This window comes from Paraburkholderia sp. 35.1 (assembly GCF_050436525.1).
In the GTDB taxonomy this organism is placed as follows: Bacteria; Pseudomonadota; Gammaproteobacteria; order Burkholderiales; family Burkholderiaceae; genus Paraburkholderia; species Paraburkholderia tuberum.
The window spans coordinates 872,662-889,605 of sequence record NZ_JBNDMJ010000001.1; the positions used below are offsets into that span (position 1 = coordinate 872,662).

The window sequence follows — 16,944 nt, forward strand, 5'->3', positions numbered from 1 at the left end:
GAGCCGCGCGCATGCGCGCGGGGCCTGGCGATCGGGTGGAGCGGGCTTGTGGGGGGCGGACTCAACTGCCGTACACGTCGAAGTTGAAGTACTTCTGCTCGATCTTCTTGTAGGTGCCGTCCTTGATCATGTCGGCGATCGCCTTGTCGACCTTCGTCTTCAGATCGGCGTCTTCCTTGCGCATGCCGATGCCCGCGCCGTTGCCGAGGATCTTCGGATCGTCGATGGTCTTGCCGACGAAGTCGAAGCCCGCGCCGCGCGGCGTCTTCAGGAAACCCTGGTCAGCCTGCACGGCGTCCTGCAGCGCTGCGTCCAGACGGCCCGACTGCAGGTCGGTATAGACCGCGTCCTGGTTCTGATACGGCACGACCTTCACGCCCTTGGCCTCCCAATAGGTCTTCGCGTAGGTTTCCTGGATCGTGCCCTGTTCGACGCCCACCGTCTTGCCCTTCAGCGAGTCGGCGGTCGGCAGGATGCCCGAACCCTGCTTCGCGACGAGACGTGTCGGCGTGTTGAACAGCTTCGACGAGAAGGCGATCTGTTCGGCGCGTTGCGGCGTCATCGACATCGACGACAGCACGCCGTCGAACTTCTTTGCCTTCAGTGCCGGAATCATGCTGTCGAAGTCCTGCTCGACCCACACGCACTTCGCGTTCAAACGGCGGCAGATTTCGGTGCCGAGGTCGACGTCGAAGCCGACCAGCTTGCCATCGGTCGCTTTCGATTCGAACGGCGCGTAGCTCGCATCCACGCCGAAGCGAACCGTGGACCAATCTTTGGCGAAGGCGCCGGTGGCAGCGAGCGCGAGGGCGAGGGACAAGGCGAGTTTCTTCATAAAGTCTCCGGGAGGATGCTGCGAGGTGCGATGTTGTATAGACAAATTATCCCGTACGAGCGATGAGCGGCAATCAGGGTTAGTGCTTACGAGCACCCGGGAAGGAGACAGGGAATAGGCGTGAAAGCCTTTGTGGACAAGCTTGTAAGGCTAATTGAAGGGCTGCGGGCGCGGCCGGAATTTTCGCGTATACCCGCGGTCTATACCGTGGCGGATATCTTGTCCATACAACTTCGTTGCGGCGACGCCCGCCCGGGCGTCGGGCCGGGAACCGCGCAATCCGCTCTACGAATGCGCAGGCGGCAGATACGTCATGTGCTCTTCGTCGTACAGCGCATAGATCAGTTCGAGCATGCGCTTGATGTCGGCGGATTCGTCGAGCATGCGCATGCTCATGATGATCGGCGACACGAGGTTCTGGTCGTCGAGGTCCTTGTAGGCGACGTCGCCGCGCTGCAAGCCGTACACGCTCGCCGGCACGATCGAGATGCCTTCGCCCGCGCCGACGAGGCCGAGCGCGATCTGCAATTCGCGCGTCTCGTAGAGCCGCTGCGGCTTCAGACCGCGATCGTGAAACGCGGCGAGCACCTGGTCCGCGTAACTGGGCCGTGGCGCCTTCGGGAAAATGATCAGCGTTTCGCCGGTCAGGTCCTGCAGCGACAGCACCGGCTTCGCGGCGATCAGCGGATGGCCGAGCGGCAGCGCGACGATCATCCGTTCTTCGCGCAGCACGACGCGCCGGATGCTCGGGTCTTCGTGACGGATGCGGCCGAAGCCGACGTCGATGCGGCCTTCCTTGAGCGCCTTGATCTGATCCATCGTCGACATCTCGTGCAGGCTCAGCTCGACGGTGCTGTTCTCGGTACGAAAGCGCCGGATGATTTTCGGCAGCATGCCGTACAGCGTCGAGCCGACGAAGCCCACCGACAAACTGCGCTCGATCTTGCCGACGCGCCGCGTCATCGCCTCGATTTCCGTCGTTTGCGCGAGCAGTTGCACGGCGTGCGAATAGAAGAAGCGGCCAGCCTCGGTCAGCTTCAGCGGCCGCGAGTTGCGCTCGAACAGCTGCACGCCAAGGATGTCTTCGAGCTGCTGGATCTGCCGGCTCAGCGGCGGCTGCGCAATATGCAGACGTTTGGCGGCCTTGGTGACATTGCATTCCTCGGCGACGGCCACGAAGTAGCGCAGATGGCGCAGTTCCATAGAAATACCTTTTAAGTATCGTCGCGATACCAAATCAGTGTTGGACGATGCAAATGGCGTGGAACTATCCTTCAGTTACCGTAGACGCCCCACAAAATTATACCTCCCGAGCATCGATAACTCGGCCCGGTCTGAAGCGTCGGTCGGCCCCTGGAGACGGCGCAGGCAAATCCTCGCGCATGGGATCCAAGACCTAGAAAGAGTTCAGGAGCAGCAATGAGACATGCTGATATCGCAACCCCGATGCAAGGGTTGTCCACCGATTCCCTCAGGCACCAGATCCCGCCTCCCGTGCCGAAGGTCGAGCGCTTGCGCGCCACGGCCTGACGCCATACGGAGGCGCACCGCCTCCGCTCCCCCACGTGAAAGACCAACCGGCCACCGGCCTCCCGGCAGGCAGGCCGCTCCCTATACGCGTGCGTCGCACGCATACCAACAGTCCGAACCAGGAGACAGGCATGATTCCGATCTACCCGGATCACACTCCACAACTGAAGAACATCGACGACTTTCTCGTGGAAGACCGCGAGCGCGGCGATTACCGCCTGCATCGCAGCGCGTTCACCGACGAGCGTCTGTTCGAACTCGAAATGCAGCACATTTTCGAGGGCAACTGGATTTACCTGGCCCACGAAAGCCAGATCCCGAACAACAACGATTACTTCACGACCTACATGGGCCGTCAGCCGGTCGTGATCGCACGCAATCGTCAGGGCGAACTGAACGCGTTCATCAACTCGTGCACGCATCGCGGCGCGATGCTGTGCCGCCACAAGCGCGGCAACAAGGCGACCTATACGTGCCCGTTTCACGGCTGGACCTTCAACAACAGCGGCAAGCTGCTGAAGGTCAAGGACCCCGCGGACGCCGGTTATCCCGACTGCTTCAACAAGGAAGGCTCGCACGACCTGAAGAAGCTCGCGCGCTTCGGCAACTATCGCGGCTTCCTGTTCGGCAGCTTGAGCGATGACGTGCCGCCGCTCGAAACGTTCCTCGGCGAGGCCGCGCGCATCATCGACATGATCGTCGACCAGTCGGAAGACGGTCTCGAAGTGCTGCGCGGCTCGTCGACCTATACGTACGAAGGCAACTGGAAGCTGACCGCCGAAAACGGCGCGGACGGTTATCACGTGTCGGCCGTGCACTGGAACTATGCGGCAACGACCAATCATCGCAAGGAAGAGAACGCGCGCGAAGACAAGATCCGCGCGATGGATGCCGGCAGCTGGGGCCGTCAGGGCGGCGGCTTCTACGCGTTCGAGCACGGTCACATGCTGCTGTGGACGCGCTGGGCGAATCCCGAAGACCGTCCGAATTTCAGCCGCCGCGAGGAATTCGCCGCGCGCTGCGGCGCCGAGCGCGCGGACTGGATGATCCAGAACTCGCGCAACCTGTGCCTCTACCCGAACGTGTATCTGATGGACCAGTTCGGCTCGCAGATTCGCGTGCTGCGGCCGCTGTCGGTCAACAAGACCGAGGTGACGATCTACTGCATCGCGCCGAAGGGCGAGTCCGACGAAGCGCGCTCGCGCCGCATCCGTCAATACGAGGACTTTTTCAACGTCAGCGGCATGGCCACCCCCGACGACCTCGAGGAATTCCGCGCCTGCCAGTTGGGCTATGCGGGCCGCGCGGTCGAATGGAACGACATGTGCCGCGGTTCGAAGCACTGGATCGACGGCGCGGACGAAGCCGCGCAAAAGATCGGCCTCAACCCGGTGATGAGCGGTGTGAAGACCGAGGACGAGGGCCTCTACACGGTGCAGCACCGCTACTGGATCGACACGATGAAAAAGGCGCTGAATGCGCCGGGGAGCCGTGCATGAGCAACATCGCCATCACCGATATTCAGGCTTTCCTGTTTCGCGAAAGCCGCCTGCTCGACGACGAGCAATGGGACGAGTGGCTCGCCTGCTATCACCCGGACGCGTCGTTCTGGATGCCGTCGTGGGATGACGAGGACAAGCTCGTCACCGATCCGCAGCGCGAGATCTCGCTGATCTACTATCCGAACCGCCAGGGCCTCGAAGACCGCGTGTTCCGCATCAAGACCGAGCGTTCGAGCGCGACGATGCCCGACACGCGCACGAGCCACAACCTGGCCAACGTCGAAGTGGAGAGCGCGGACAACGGCGTGTACACGGTGCGCTTCAACTGGCACACGCTGAGCCATCGCTACAGGACGAACTACAGCTACTTCGGCATGTCGCGCTACGTAATCGACTTCAACGGCGCGCAGCCGCAAATCCTGAGCAAGTACGTCGTGCTGAAGAACGACTACATCAATCAGGTCATCGACATCTACCACATCTAGCCGGTGCGGTTGCAGGAGACAGGTCATGGAACACACTATTGCACTTCAGTTCGAAGACGGCGTCACGCGCTTCATCAGTTGCCGTGAGAACGAAACGCTGTCGGATGCCGCTTACCGGCAGAAGATCAACATTCCGCTCGATTGCCGTGAAGGCGCGTGCGGCACCTGTCGGGGGCTGTGCGAATCGGGTGCCTACGACATGCCCGAGTCGAGCTACGTCGAAGATGCGTTGACCTCCGAGGAAGCGAGCCAGGGCTATATCCTCGCGTGCCAGACGCGGCCGCGCTCGGATCTGGTGATTCGCGTGCAGGCGTCGTCGGCGGCGTGCAAGACCGGGGTGTCGCGTTTCGAAGGCACGCTCGCGGCGGTCGAACGGCTGTCGGATTCGACGATCCATTTCTCGATCGATATCGATGGCGCGAGCGCGCCGAGCTTTCTCGCGGGTCAATACGTGAACGTCGAGATTCCGGGCGCGAGCGGCGAGAGCCGGTCGTACTCGTTCAGCTCGGCGCCGGGCGCGACGCGCGCGGCGTTCGTCGTGCGCAACGTGCCGGACGGCAAGATGAGCGGCTTTCTGAGCAACGATGCGCAGCCTGGTCAGCAGATCGGCTTCACGGGTCCGTATGGCAGCTTCTATCTGCGCGATCCGCAGCGTCCGGTGCTGTTCCTCGCGGGCGGCACCGGCATCGCACCGTTTCTGTCGATGCTCGACGTGCTGAAGGCGAGCGGCAACCTGCAGCCGGTGCGCCTCGTGTACGGCGTGACCAACGACATCGATCTGGTCGCGCTCGAACAGATCGAAGAGGCGCAGCGCTCGCTGCCGAATTTCAGCTATCGCACCTGTGTCGTCGATTCCGCGAGCAGCCAAGAGCGCAAGGGCTACGTGAGCGCGCATGTGGATAGCGAATGGCTGAACGACGGCGACGTCGACGTCTACCTGTGCGGCCCGGTCGCGATGGTCGAAGCGGTGCAGGGCTGGCTGCGCGACAGCAGCGTCGAGCCCGCGAACTTCTACTACGAAAAATTCTCGGCGAGCAACGTAGCATGACTTCGACCTTTACCAATCGCTTCAAGGGCAAGGTGCTCGTCGTGACCGGCGCGGGCCAGGGCATCGGCCGTGGCGTCGCGTTGCGCGCGGCGCGCGAGGGCGCGGCTTTGGTGCTGGTCGACCGTTCGCCGATCGTGCACGAGGTGGCCGAAGAGATCGCACGCGAAGGCGGCGATGCGCGCGCGTTCATCGCCGACCTCGAAACCTATGCGGGCGCGGCCGCGATGACGGCCTTCGCGATCGAGGCGTTCGGCCGCATCGACGCGCTCGTCAACAACGTCGGCGGCACGATCTGGGCGAAGCCGTACGAGGAATATGTCGCAGAGCAGATCGAGGCCGAGGTGCGGCGTTCGCTGTTCCCGACGCTGTGGTGCTGCCACGCGGTGTTGCCCGCGATGCTGAAGCGCGCGAGCGGGGCAATCGTCAATGTGTCGTCGATTGCGACGCGCAGTATCTATCGCGTGCCGTATGCGGCCTCGAAAGGCGGCGTCAACGCGCTGACCGCGAGCCTCGCGTTCGAGCATGCCGAACACGGCATCCGCATCAACGCGGTCGCGACCGGCGGCACCGAAGCGCCGCCGCGCCGCGTGCCGCGCAATACGGCACCGCAAAGCGAGCAGGAAGCGACGTGGTATCAGGGCATCGTCGATCAAACGATCGCGTCGAGCCTGATGCATCGCTACGGCACGATCGACGAACAGGTCGGCGCGATCCTGTTCCTCGCTTCCGATGACGCGTCGTATATCACCGGCACCGTGCTGCCGGTCGGCGGCGGCGATCAGGGCTAGCGAGCGGCCCTGACCCACATCGACGATGAATCCCACCCCTAGCCAGGCGCCGACCACGCGCGCCGTTGCGGCCGACTGGTCCCTGTCCGCCGTCGTGGCCGGCTTTCTGGCCGTGCTGATTTCGTACGCGGGCCCGCTCGTGATCTTCTTCCAGGCGGCGCAAGCCGCCCACATGCCCAACGAGATGGTCGCGTCGTGGGTATGGGGCATCTCGATCGGCGCGGCCGTCTCCGGCATCTTCGCGAGCTGGAAGCTGAAAGTGCCGGTCGTGACCGCGTGGTCGGCGCCCGGCACCGCGCTGCTGGTCGGACTGTTTCCCGCGTTGACGCTGCATCAGGCGGTGGGCGCGTATCTGAGCGCCGCCGTGATCATTCTGCTGATCGGTATCTCGGGCTATTTCGACCGCATGGTGCGCAGCATTCCGAAGGGCATCGCCTGCGGGATGATGGCCGGCATTCTGCTGCAGTTCGGCACGCATGCGTTCAAGGCGGCGGCGTCGATGCCCGCATTGGCGTTCGGCATGATCGGCGCGTACATCGTGTTCAGGCGCCTGCTGCCGCGCTATTGCATCGTGCTGGTGCTGTTGACGGGCACGGTGCTCGCCATCGCGCTCGGCGCCGCGCACCTGGGCGCGCTGCCGCTGCAAGTCACGCGGCCGATCTTCATCGAACCCGAATGGACGCTGAGTTCGACGCTGAGTCTTGCCTTGCCGCTCGTGGTCGTCAGTCTGACCGGGCAGTTTCTGCCGGGGATGGCGATTCTGCGCGTGTCCGGCTATCACACGCCGGCCCGGCCGATCATCACCGCGACGAGCATCGCGTCGATCGGCGTGGCGTTTTTCGGTGGCATCACGATCGTGATCGCCGCGATCACGGCGGCGTTGTGCACGGGCAAGGATGCGCACGACGACCCGGACAAGCGCTATATCGCGGGCATGGCGAACGGCGTGTTCTATCTGATCGGCGGCACGTTCGCCGGCGCGATCGTCGCGCTGTTCACGATGCTGCCGAAGGAGTTCGTCGCGATTCTGGCGGGCCTCGCGTTGATCGGTGCGATCACGTCGAACGTGATGGGCGCGATCGAGGACGAAGACCATCGCGAGGCCTCCGTCATCACGTTTCTCGCGACCGCATCCGGTATGACGTTCCTCGGGCTCGGCTCCGCGTTCTGGGGCATCGTGATCGGCGCGTTCGCGTACCTCGTGCTGAACAAGGTGCGGCGCGAGACGGCGGCAAACCGATGACCAACCGATCGACTCAAGGCCGCGCCCCGAGCGCCTGATAGAGCGCGGCGGTATCGGCATAACGCTGCGCGGCGGCTTTGGTGCGATCGAGTCCGGTCTGCAATTCCTGACGCTGCGTATCGAGCAGTGTCAATTGACTGATGCCGCCCGCCGCATACCGCTGGCTGGCGATCCCTGCGCTGTGTTGTGCGCTGCGCTGCGCGGCGTCGAGTGCCTGCAATGCAATCGCGTCCTGATCGAGCGCTCGCAGCGCGTCGGCGACCTGTTGCAGTCCCTGCAGCACGGTTTGCTTGTAGACGGCGAGCGCCGCTTGCCAGGCCGCCTCCGACGAGCGCTTGCGCGCCAGCAGTTCACCGCCGTGGAACAGCGGCTGCGTGAGACCCGCACCGAAATTCCACACGTTGAAGCCCGTCAGCAGATCGGACACGTTGACGCGTTCGGTCGCCGCGCTGCCCGACAGCGTGATGCGCGGATACAGGTTCGCGGTCGCGACGCCGATGTTCGCGCTCGCCTGATGCAATAGCGCCTCGGACGCGCGAATGTCGGGCCGCTGCTGCGCGAGCGTCGACGGCAAGGTCAGCGGCAGGTCCGCCGGTAGCACGAGCGTATCCAGGTCGAGCGCGGCGAGATCGTGGGTGGTGGCCAATTCCGCCGGCGCGCGTCCCAGATAGATCGCGAGTTGATGATCGGTCTGCGCAAGCTGCGTGCGCAATGGCGGTAACGTCGCGCGGGTTTGCTGCACGAGCGTGCGCTGGCTCAGCAGATCGACCTCGGAGATGCCGCCCGCGCCATAGCGGCGTTCGGCGATATCGAGTTGCTGCATCTGGTTGGCGAGCAGCGCTTCGGTGAGGGCGATCTGCCGCGCGAGCGACGCGCGCCGGATCGCGGCCGTCACGACGTTGCCCGCGACCGTCAAACGCGCGGCTTCGAGTTCGTATTGCTGATAGTCGACCTGCGCGGCCACCGCTTCGAGCGCGCGGCGATTCGCGCCGAACAGATCGAGCGTGTACGACACCGTGACCTGTGCGCTGTACAGCGTGAACGGCGCAAACGCGCGGCCCTGCGTCAGCTGACCGAAGCCGAGCGCCTCGGGATCGATTTTCTCGCGCGTGGTCGACAGGTTCGCATCGACTTGCGGCCATAGCGTGCCGCCCGCCTGCGCGCGATAGTCCTGCTGCGCTTCGTCGAGTTTCGCGCGGGCTTGCGCGAGGGTCGGGCTATCGTCGAGCGCCTGTTGCACGAGTGCGTCCAGCGCCGGCGAGCCGAAAGCGCGCCACCAGCCGTCGCCGGGCACCTCGGTCGGCACGAAGTGTTGCGCGGCGCCGCCGGGACCATCGGCTGCGACGGTGCTCGCCGCAAGCGGCGCGGCGGTATAGCTCGACACGCTGGTCACGTCGGGTCGATGGAAATCCGGGCCGACGCTGCACGCGCACAATGCCGCGCTTGCGCAGAAGCCGGCCAGCCGGCGCATGGCGCAACGCTGGGACCAACCAGCCGCGCGATGAAAAACCGCGTCACGAAAGCCAGGAGCGGAACACATTGCAGGCCTTCCTCAATCGAGCGTGCGCCGATAGAACTTCACGGCGATACCCATGACGACGAACAGAAAGATCAGCAGCGGCCATACGTGCGGCCACATGTCGGCCCAACCGACGCCCTTGAGCAGAATGCCGCGCACCAGCCGGTTGAAGTAGGTGAGCGGCAACAGGTTGCCGATGTACTGCGCCCACTTCGGCATGCCCGCGAACGGAAACATGAAACCCGACAGCAGGATGTTGGGCAGAAAATAGAACATCGTCAGTTGCATGGCCTGCAACTGGTTCTGCGCGAGCGACGACAGCGTAATGCCGATCGTCAGATTGGCCGCAACGAACAATAGAGCGGACAGATACAGCGCGATCAGACTGCCTTCGAACGGCACGTTGAACACGAAGCGCGCCGCCGCGAGAATGATGCTGACCTGCACCAGACCGATCGCCACGTAAGGCACGATCTTGCCGGTCATCACTTCGAGCGGCAGTACCGGCGTGGCGAGCAGATTTTCCATCGTGCCGCGCTCGCGTTCACGGGTGATCGCGAGGCCCGTCATCATCACCATCGTCATCGTCAGGATCACGCCCATCAGGCCGGGCACCACGTTGTACTGGGTCAGGCTTTCGGGGTTGTAGAGCCGGTGCAATTGAACGTCGAAAGCGGCCGGGCCGACCGCGAGCGTCGACAGCGGACCCGTGAGGTCCTTCTGCAACACCGACTGCGCGATCGACGGCAGCGCGCCGAGCGCGGTGCCCACCGCGGTGGGGTCCGTCGCGTCGGCTTCGACGAGCAGCGATGGCCGCGCGCCCTTGGCCAGATCGCGCGTGAAACCGACGGGGATATTCAGCACGAACAGCACCTTGCCCTGTGCGAGCGCGCGGCGACCGGATTCTTCGTCGGGCAGCGTCGATACGATGTCGAAGTATTCGGAGTTGCGCATCGCCATCAGGAAACTGCGCGTGAACTCGCTGTGATCGGCGGCGATGACGGCGGTCGGCAGATGCTTGGGGTCGGTATTGATCGCGAAGCCGAACAGCGCCATCTGCATGATCGGCAGCACGATCATCATCGCAAACGTGATGCGGTCGCGCTTCAGTTGCAAAAACTCCTTGCGGACGACGCTCCACCAACGCATCAGCGAAAAGCGTGGAAGTCGGCGCGCGGAATTCACGATGCTTTGCCCGAAGGGGTGGCGTAATTGTCGGTCGAGCGGTTCATCATGAAGATGAACACGTCCTCGAGGCCGGTTTCCTGTGGTTCGATCCGCAACGCCGGGTCCGAATGAGCCAGCTGGTCGATCGTGGCGTGGAGTTCGGGCGTGTCCGGACCGCTCACGTGCAGCGACGAACCGAACGCCACCGTCTGCTCGACGCCGGGCGAGCGGCGCAGCCGGTCGCCGAGCGCGACGAGATTCTGGCCGTACACGGCCCACGTCACGAGCCCTTGCGAATCGATGACCTGTTTCGACGTGCCCTGCGCGAGCAGCTTGCCGTAGGCGATATAAGCGAGCTTGTGGCAGCGTTCCGCTTCGTCCATATAGTGCGTGCTGACGAGCACCGAGATGCCGCGCGCCGCGAGGCGATGCAACTCTTCCCAGAAGTCGCGGCGCGCGCTCGGGTCGACACCTGCGGTCGGTTCGTCGAGCAGCAGCAGTGCCGGCTCATGGAGCATGCACGCGGCCAGCGCGAGACGCTGCTTCCATCCGCCCGACAGTGCGCCGGCCAACTGCTTCGCACGGCTTTGAAGGCCAAGCTGTTCGAGCGCGCGATCGACCGCCTCGCGGCGGTTCTTCATCTCGTAGATGCGCGCGACGAAGTCGAGGTTTTCGCGGATCGTCAGATCTTCCCAATAGGAGAAGCGCTGCGTCATATAACCGGTGCGCCGCTTGATCTGCGCGCTGTCCCGCACGATGTCGTAGCCGAGACACGTGCCGCTGCCGGAGTCGGGCGTCAGCAGTCCGCACATCATGCGGATGCAGGTGGTCTTGCCGCTGCCGTTGGGGCCGAGAAAGCCGAAAATCTCACCGCGCTGCACGCGCATCGTGACATCGTTGACCACGTGCTTGGTGCCGAAATGTTTGTTCAGCCCCTGCACGTCGATCGCGTACACGGGGTCGCTGGCATTGCCGGGGGGCGCGAGCGCACTCATTGCAGCGTGACCGTGACGGGCTGGCCGGGCCGCAGCTTCGGCGCATCGGCGGTCTGGGGTCGGGCTTCGACCATGAACACGAGTTTCGCGCGGCTTTCGTTGCTGAAGATCACCGGCGGCGTGTACTCCGCCTGGTCCGAAATGAAGCTGAGCACGGCCGGCACATCGGCCGCGCAACCGTCGCAATGAATCGATACGCGACGGCCCGGCGCGAGCGAACCGACCACTCCCTGGGGCACGAAAAAGCGCACCTTGACGTTCTCCGGCGGCAGCATGCGCACGACGGGGCTGCCGGCCGGCACCCATTCGCCGCTGCGATACATCGTGTCGAACACGAGGCCGGCGTGCGGCGCGTGCACGCTTTTCTGATCGAGCTTCCATTGGGCCTGGCCGAGCTGGGCCTGCGCCGCGTCGACCTGCGCCTGCTGCGCGCGGATCTGTTCGATCCGCCCAGGCAGACGCGCGACGGCCAGCTGGCTTTGCAACTCACGCACGTGCGCGGCGCTCGACAACGCGCTCGCGCGCGAGTCGTCGAGCTGGCTTTGCGCGATGCCGCCCGCACCGAATTGCTGTTGGTCGCGGCGCAACTGCGTCGCGGCGCGCGCCGCATCGGCTTCGGCCTGCACGAGTTGCGCGCGCGTCACATCGACTTCCGGCGGACGCTTGCCGGTTCCAAGGTCGGCAAGCTGGGCGCGGGCCGAGCGCAGTTGCTCGCCCGCCTGCGCGACGGCGTCGGTTTCGTTCTGCGCTTCGAGCGCGAAGAGCGGCGTGTTCTGCGCGACGGTCTGCCCGCGCGAGACCGCGAGCTCGGTCAACTGTCCCGCCTGCGAAGACGCGAGGTACAGGAACTCGCCTTCCACATAGCCTTGCCACGTGTTCGCCGGTGGTCGCGAACAGCTTGCGCACGCGATGCACAGCGCGAGCAACGCGGCACGTCGGGATGAGCTGGCGAACCCGATCATGACGGCTTGCCCTTCGCGCGGCGTGCGGTGGACGTCGCCCCGGTTGCGGCCTTGGCGTTGGTCTCGACCGCCGTGGTTGCGCTCATGCCCTGCGCGAGCAGCGCGACGACATGGCGTTCGAGCGTCGCGCGATCGAACGAGGTACGCGGATTCAGGCGCTGCCAGATCCTCGCGGTTGCCTGCGGCAGCATCACCAGAGCGAGCACCGAGTTGAACAGCAGCAACGGTTCGAGCTGGGCGTTCAACTGACCCGACGCGCAGCCGCGCGCGATGTTCTGACCGAACGCGGCGAGCTTTTGCACGGGGATGCGCGCAAACGCGCGCTCGCGCAGCAAACCGCCTTCGTTGACGATCTCGCGCAGCCAGAGCGAAGGCAGCCACGGCATGGTTTCGGTGACATCGAACATGCGCTTGACGATGCCTTGCGTCAGCGCGAGCGGTTCGTCGTGTTCGGGATCGACCGGGTCCCAGATCGCGCCGAACGCGGCGACGAGCCTTTCCTCGAACAATGCGTCGAGCAGCTTTTCGCGCGTCTGGAACCAGTAGTGCACCATCGCGGACGTCACGCCGCTCGCCGCCGCGATCTGCGCAACCGTCGTGTTGGCGATACCGCGCTCGGCGAACAGCGCCACCGCGACATCGAGCAGATGTTCGCGTGCGTCGAAGTCCTGCGGATGAGGACGGCGACCCATTCGGGAACGGGCGGCTTGCGGCATGGACACCAGACTAATTGATGAGTTAGTTAGTTTTAACTCATTGATACTAGGTTATTTTCCGGTATGGCGAAGGAGGGGAAACCCCTGGCGGCGGGCGGCCTTTATTCTCTCGTTGATGCGCGTCAGGAAACGCGCGACGTCACTGCCTGGGTAGCTTCGCTTTCGCCGTTCCGCCTGACGTTAAGCTGACAATGGACGGCAGTTGGCATCCCGCGCGAAGCGCACTTTCGCCGGAAATTTCTATACTTTCTCTAGCGCACACCCGGCACGATCCAGCCCGTACGACTCAAACGAATTCACATCAACGAAACGAAAGAATCGAAGCGAACCCGCGGCGCGGCCATCACGGCTCACGGCGATTCGTATGAGGAGGCAGACATGGCACATTCCGCATCCGCCGCGCCGGCGAAGGAAGGCCACGGCGAAGCGTCGCCGGCTCTGCCAGCGCTCGCGCTGGCCGCGCTCGGCGTGGTCTATGGCGACATCGGCACGAGCCCGCTCTATACGCTCGCCACCGTGTTCGATCCCAGCAACGGTCTCACGCTCAATGCTTTCAATATCGTCGGCATCGTCTCGCTGATCTTCTGGTCGCTGATGATCGTCGTTTCGCTCAAGTACGTCGTCTTGATCCTGCGGGCGAATAATCATGGCGAAGGCGGCATCATGGCGCTGCTCGCGCTCGCGGCGTCGTCGATCGCGTCGCGGCCGCGTTTGCGTCGCGGCCTCCTCGTGGTGGGCGTGATGGGCGCGGCGCTGTTCTTCGGCGATAGCGTGATCACGCCGGCCATTTCCGTGCTGAGCGCCGTGGAAGGGCTCGAAGTCGTCGAGCCCGGGCTCAAGACCTATGTGATTCCAGTGACGCTCGCCGCGCTCATCATCCTGTTCGTCACGCAAAAGCACGGCACGGGCGGCATCGGCGCCGTGTTCGGGCCCGTGATGGTGCTCTGGTTCGTCGTGATCGGCGTGGCGGGCGTCGCGAACATCATGTCCGCGCCGGTCGTGCTGTATGCGCTCAATCCGCTGGAAGGGCTCGGCTTCGTCATGCATCACCGCTGGCTCGCGTTCGTCGCGCTCGGCGCGGTGGTGCTCTCGCTGACGGGCGCCGAGGCGCTCTACGCCGACATGGGCCATTTCGGCAAGCGACCCATCCGCCTTACCTGGTTCGGCGTCGTTTTTCCCGCGCTCGCGCTCAACTATCTGGGCCAGGGCGCGCTGCTGCTGGCGAACCCCGGCGCGGTGCAAAACCCGTTCTACCGCCTGTTCCCGCAGTGGGCCATCGTGCCGATGATCGTGCTGGCGACGATCGCCACCGTGATCGCCTCGCAGGCCGTTATTTCGGGTACCTATTCGATGACGATGCAGGCCATGCAGCTTTCCTTCCTGCCGCGCATGAACGTCGTGCATACGTCGGAGCGCGAGATCGGGCAAATCTACGTGCCCGGCATCAACTGGATCCTGTTGATCGCCGTGGTTGCGGCGGTGTTGGGCTTTCGCTCGTCCACGGCGCTCGGGTCCGCGTATGGCATCGCCGTGACCGGCACGATGCTCATCACCACGTTCCTGACGTTCTTCGTCGTGCGTTACGCGTGGCGCTACAACTGGCTGCTGTGCCTGCTGTCCACCGCGTTCTTCTTCGTGATCGACGCGTTGTTCTTCTCGGCGAATCTGCTCAAGATCGTCGATGGCGGCTGGTTCCCGCTCGTGATCGGCGCGATCGTGTTCACGGTCATGGCGACGTGGGGACGCGGCTGGGAAATGATGCTGGCCGAAGCGCGCGTGCGGGCGGGAAAGACGCCGCTCAAGCCGTACCTCGCTGCGCTGCTCGAAAGTTCGCCGACACGCGTGGGCGGCACGGCGATCTTCCTGACGCCGGACGCCGAAGCGGTGCCGCACGCGCTCGTCAACAACCTGCGGCACAACCGTGTGCTGCATGAGCGCACGGTTTTCCTGAGCGTAATAACGAAGAACGTGCCGTGGGTGGCCGAAACCGAGCGCGTGCAGATCAGGCCGCTGTGCACGGGTTGCTGGCACGCAACGGTGAAGTACGGATTCAAGGACGAAGTGGACTTGCCGCGCACGCTGGCCGCCTACAAATCGCCGGAACTGGCCTTCAACCTGGACGACACATCGTGGTTCCTGAGCCGCGCGGCCGTGGTGCCCAAACGCGGCCATGGCATGGCGCTATGGCGCGAGCGGCTTTTCGCGGTGATGCTGCACAACGTGGGCAATATCGCGGCGTTCTTCAAACTACCGGCCAATCGCGTGATCGAAGTCGGCGCGCGCGTGGAGATCTAGAGCGCGCCGTTCAGCAAGCATGGAGCAGCGGCCGGCCTGCTTCGATACTCCTCGGCCCCGTAACCGCCGCGCCTGCGTAGTCAGCACGCGAGGCGGAGGCGAATCGCCCTTGTCCGACGCTGCCGTTGAGCGCCGCTTCGCAACGGCCCTCGGATACCTCGGGTTCGAAACTTGCTGCCCACGACCAACCCGCCGCTCGAATCGGCGCGCGCGTTTTGCTTCGCGGCAGGCTGGCATGGACGGACGCCCGCGCCGCATCCAACCAGGAGACGTGTCATGGGCGACGAGACTCACCAGAATCACGGACACGACCGCCGCCGCTTTCTTGCGGGCGTGGCCGCGGTGGCCGGCAGCGTTGCGCTATCGGGTTGCGGAGGCGGCGGTGGATTGGGCGGAGACGGCCAACCGGGCGGCGGGAGCGCCGGCGAACCCGCGTCCTCGATTACCGACATTCCATCGCCCAACGCCGCTGACCGCTACAGCCTGCCGCGCCCGGCGTTGCCCGCGCCGGCCAGTTCGGGCATCGACTTCATCGTGCTGGTCACGATGGAAAATCGTTCCTTCGACCATTTCCTCGGCTGGGTGCCGGGGGCCGAGGGCATGCCCGCGAACCAGCACTTCAAAGACGCGTTCGGCGCGACGCAAACGCCGTTTTCCCTCGCGGCGAATGCCGCGTACGGCTATCAGGCGTGCGCCTACCAGGACCCTAATCACAGCTTCTCGGGGGCGCGCACGCAACTGGCATCGGGTGCGATGAATGGCTGGCTGCTCACGCCGGGCACGAGCCTGAACCCGGGTGACCTGCTGCCTATCGGTTACTACACGTCAGCCGATCTTCAATTTTTCAACGCCGTGGCGAGCAGTTATACGATCGGCGACTTCTACTTCAGCGGCATTCTGACCAGCACCTTTCCCAATCGCGTCTATCTGCATAGCGGCGCAACGGATCGGCTCGACGACAGCACCGACACTTCGTCGCTCGCCACGATCTGGGACAAGCTGAGCGACGGCAATATCGACTGTCACTACTACTACCATGACGTGCCGTTCACGGCGCTTTATGGCACGCGTTATCTGGGCATTTCGCGCCCGTTTGCTGATTTCCTCGTGAATGCCGCGGCCGGGACGCTGCCGCCGTTCTGCATGGTCGATCCGTCCTTCGCGGGCGAGCTGGAAGGCGTTTCCGCCGACGATCATCCGCATGCCGACATCCGCGACGGCGAGGCGTTTCTCGCGCAGGTCTACGAGGCGCTGCGCACGAGCCCGACGTGGAGCCGCACGCTGATGATCGTCGTCTACGACGAATGGGGCGGCTTTCTCGAGCACGTGGTGCCGCCCACCAGGCCGATCAGCAACAGCGAGCTCACACTCGGCAACGACGGCAAGCTCGGCTTTCGCGTGCCGCTCGCGCTGCTTGGCCCGCGCGTGCGCGCGAACTCGATCACCCGCTATCCGTTCGACCCCAGCTCGATTCACGCGCTGCTGCAATGGCGCTTCGGCGTACAGCCGCTTGGCGTGCGCGGCAGCGATCCGGCGACGTTCAATCTCGCCTACGCGCTCGATCTCGACGACGCGCCGCGCACCGACGCTCCCGCGTTCACGGTCGCCCAAGGGCCGTTCGGCGGGATCTGTCTAGGGGCGGCGGCACCTTCGCCCTCAAGCTCCGTAGCGGCGATCGATCAGTCGCAAAAGCTGGCGATCAACCCGACGGCGGACCGCTTCGCGGATCTGCGCGCGAAGGCGGCGTCACTAGGATTCCGGACCGGAGGCTAAGCTGGGTTTCCGCTTAAAATGAGCGGGCCGCAAGCCGGCGCCGGACCGGGCCGCGCTGGACTGTGAATGCCAGCGCGCACGGCGGG

General features: G+C 64.5%; 14 protein-coding genes. 7 read left to right on the forward strand and 7 right to left on the reverse strand.

Annotated features, from left to right (window positions below; translation table 11 throughout):
• Nucleotides 1-61: 61 nt before the first annotated feature.
• Complete coding sequence (locus OKW27_RS04225; protein ID WP_184069458.1) at nt 62-835, reverse strand: ABC transporter substrate-binding protein; 774 nt, start codon at nt 833-835, stop codon at nt 62-64.
• A gap of 285 nt (nt 836-1,120) precedes the next feature.
• Nucleotides 1,121-2,038: a LysR family transcriptional regulator gene (locus tag OKW27_RS04230; RefSeq protein WP_429332640.1), complete on the reverse strand. Its 918-nt coding sequence runs from the start codon at nt 2,036-2,038 to the stop codon at nt 1,121-1,123.
• 458 nt (nt 2,039-2,496) lie between these two features.
• Here OKW27_RS04230 and benA point away from each other — a divergent pair, with 458 nt between their 5' ends.
• From benA to OKW27_RS04255, 5 genes are read left to right on the forward strand one after another with little or no spacing between them, the layout of a single operon-like run.
• The gene (gene benA, locus OKW27_RS04235; protein WP_429332641.1) at nt 2,497-3,864 is read left to right on the forward strand and encodes a benzoate 1,2-dioxygenase large subunit; all 1,368 of its coding nucleotides are present in this window, start codon (nt 2,497-2,499) and stop codon (nt 3,862-3,864) included.
• Entirely contained in the window at nt 3,861-4,352 is a 492-nt protein-coding gene (gene benB, locus OKW27_RS04240) for a benzoate 1,2-dioxygenase small subunit (protein WP_090810812.1), read from the forward strand. Before benA ends, benB begins: the two co-directional genes overlap by 4 nt.
• 25 nt (nt 4,353-4,377) lie before the next feature.
• Entirely contained in the window at nt 4,378-5,400 is a 1,023-nt protein-coding gene (benC, locus tag OKW27_RS04245; protein ID WP_429332642.1) for a benzoate 1,2-dioxygenase electron transfer component BenC, read from the forward strand.
• The gene (locus tag OKW27_RS04250) at nt 5,397-6,188 is read left to right on the forward strand and encodes a 1,6-dihydroxycyclohexa-2,4-diene-1-carboxylate dehydrogenase (protein ID WP_429332643.1); all 792 of its coding nucleotides are present in this window, start codon (nt 5,397-5,399) and stop codon (nt 6,186-6,188) included. Before benC ends, OKW27_RS04250 begins: the two co-directional genes overlap by 4 nt.
• Before the next feature lie 25 nt (nt 6,189-6,213).
• Nucleotides 6,214-7,431: a benzoate/H(+) symporter BenE family transporter gene (locus OKW27_RS04255; protein WP_429332644.1), complete on the forward strand. Its 1,218-nt coding sequence runs from the start codon at nt 6,214-6,216 to the stop codon at nt 7,429-7,431.
• A gap of 13 nt (nt 7,432-7,444) precedes the next feature.
• Here the strand turns inward: OKW27_RS04255 and OKW27_RS04260 are convergent, their stop codons facing one another.
• From OKW27_RS04260 to OKW27_RS04280, 5 genes are all read right to left on the reverse strand, one after another.
• Nucleotides 7,445-8,902 (reverse strand): efflux transporter outer membrane subunit, encoded by a 1,458-nt coding sequence (locus OKW27_RS04260; RefSeq protein ID WP_429332645.1) that lies wholly within the window; start codon nt 8,900-8,902, stop codon nt 7,445-7,447.
• An 81-nt stretch (nt 8,903-8,983) separates the two neighbouring features.
• The gene (locus OKW27_RS04265; protein WP_090810822.1) at nt 8,984-10,099 is read right to left on the reverse strand and encodes an ABC transporter permease; all 1,116 of its coding nucleotides are present in this window, start codon (nt 10,097-10,099) and stop codon (nt 8,984-8,986) included.
• A 32-nt stretch (nt 10,100-10,131) separates the two neighbouring features.
• Entirely contained in the window at nt 10,132-11,112 is a 981-nt protein-coding gene (locus OKW27_RS04270) for an ABC transporter ATP-binding protein (protein WP_429332646.1), read from the reverse strand.
• Nucleotides 11,109-12,074 (reverse strand): HlyD family secretion protein, encoded by a 966-nt coding sequence (locus OKW27_RS04275; protein WP_429332647.1) that lies wholly within the window; start codon nt 12,072-12,074, stop codon nt 11,109-11,111. The genes OKW27_RS04270 and OKW27_RS04275 overlap by 4 nt, the downstream gene beginning before the upstream one ends.
• On the reverse strand, nt 12,071-12,766 hold the full coding sequence (locus OKW27_RS04280; protein WP_090810826.1) for a TetR/AcrR family transcriptional regulator: 696 nt from the start codon (nt 12,764-12,766) through the stop codon (nt 12,071-12,073). The genes OKW27_RS04275 and OKW27_RS04280 overlap by 4 nt, the downstream gene beginning before the upstream one ends.
• A 402-nt stretch (nt 12,767-13,168) precedes the next feature.
• Between OKW27_RS04280 and OKW27_RS04285 the strand changes: the two genes are divergently transcribed.
• Together OKW27_RS04285 and OKW27_RS04290 are read left to right on the forward strand one after the other, a co-directional pair.
• The gene (locus tag OKW27_RS04285) at nt 13,169-15,085 is read left to right on the forward strand and encodes a potassium transporter Kup (RefSeq protein WP_429332648.1); all 1,917 of its coding nucleotides are present in this window, start codon (nt 13,169-13,171) and stop codon (nt 15,083-15,085) included.
• A 276-nt stretch (nt 15,086-15,361) separates the two neighbouring features.
• Complete coding sequence (locus OKW27_RS04290) at nt 15,362-16,858, forward strand: alkaline phosphatase family protein (protein WP_429332649.1); 1,497 nt, start codon at nt 15,362-15,364, stop codon at nt 16,856-16,858.
• Nucleotides 16,859-16,944: the final 86 nt, after the last annotated feature.

What these genes read in the sequence shown, in the direction of transcription:
- OKW27_RS04250 (WP_429332643.1), top strand. Translation starts at nt 5,397, where the DNA reads ATGACTTCGACCTTTACCAATCGCTTCAAGGGCAAGGTGCTCGTCGTG.
- OKW27_RS04290 (WP_429332649.1), top strand. Translation starts at nt 15,362, where the DNA reads ATGGGCGACGAGACTCACCAGAATCACGGACACGACCGCCGCCGCTTT.
- OKW27_RS04225 (WP_184069458.1), bottom strand. Translation starts at nt 835, where the DNA reads ATGAAGAAACTCGCCTTGTCCCTCGCCCTCGCGCTCGCTGCCACCGGC.
- OKW27_RS04265 (WP_090810822.1), bottom strand. Translation starts at nt 10,099, where the DNA reads ATGCGTTGGTGGAGCGTCGTCCGCAAGGAGTTTTTGCAACTGAAGCGC.
- OKW27_RS04260 (WP_429332645.1), bottom strand. Translation starts at nt 8,902, where the DNA reads ATGCGCCGGCTGGCCGGCTTCTGCGCAAGCGCGGCATTGTGCGCGTGC.
- OKW27_RS04230 (WP_429332640.1), bottom strand. Translation starts at nt 2,038, where the DNA reads ATGGAACTGCGCCATCTGCGCTACTTCGTGGCCGTCGCCGAGGAATGC.
- benB (WP_090810812.1), top strand. Translation starts at nt 3,861, where the DNA reads ATGAGCAACATCGCCATCACCGATATTCAGGCTTTCCTGTTTCGCGAA.
- benA (WP_429332641.1), top strand. Translation starts at nt 2,497, where the DNA reads ATGATTCCGATCTACCCGGATCACACTCCACAACTGAAGAACATCGAC.
- OKW27_RS04280 (WP_090810826.1), bottom strand. Translation starts at nt 12,766, where the DNA reads ATGGGTCGCCGTCCTCATCCGCAGGACTTCGACGCACGCGAACATCTG.
- OKW27_RS04255 (WP_429332644.1), top strand. Translation starts at nt 6,214, where the DNA reads ATGAATCCCACCCCTAGCCAGGCGCCGACCACGCGCGCCGTTGCGGCC.
- benC (WP_429332642.1), top strand. Translation starts at nt 4,378, where the DNA reads ATGGAACACACTATTGCACTTCAGTTCGAAGACGGCGTCACGCGCTTC.
- OKW27_RS04275 (WP_429332647.1), bottom strand. Translation starts at nt 12,074, where the DNA reads ATGATCGGGTTCGCCAGCTCATCCCGACGTGCCGCGTTGCTCGCGCTG.
- OKW27_RS04270 (WP_429332646.1), bottom strand. Translation starts at nt 11,112, where the DNA reads ATGAGTGCGCTCGCGCCCCCCGGCAATGCCAGCGACCCCGTGTACGCG.
- OKW27_RS04285 (WP_429332648.1), top strand. Translation starts at nt 13,169, where the DNA reads ATGGCACATTCCGCATCCGCCGCGCCGGCGAAGGAAGGCCACGGCGAA.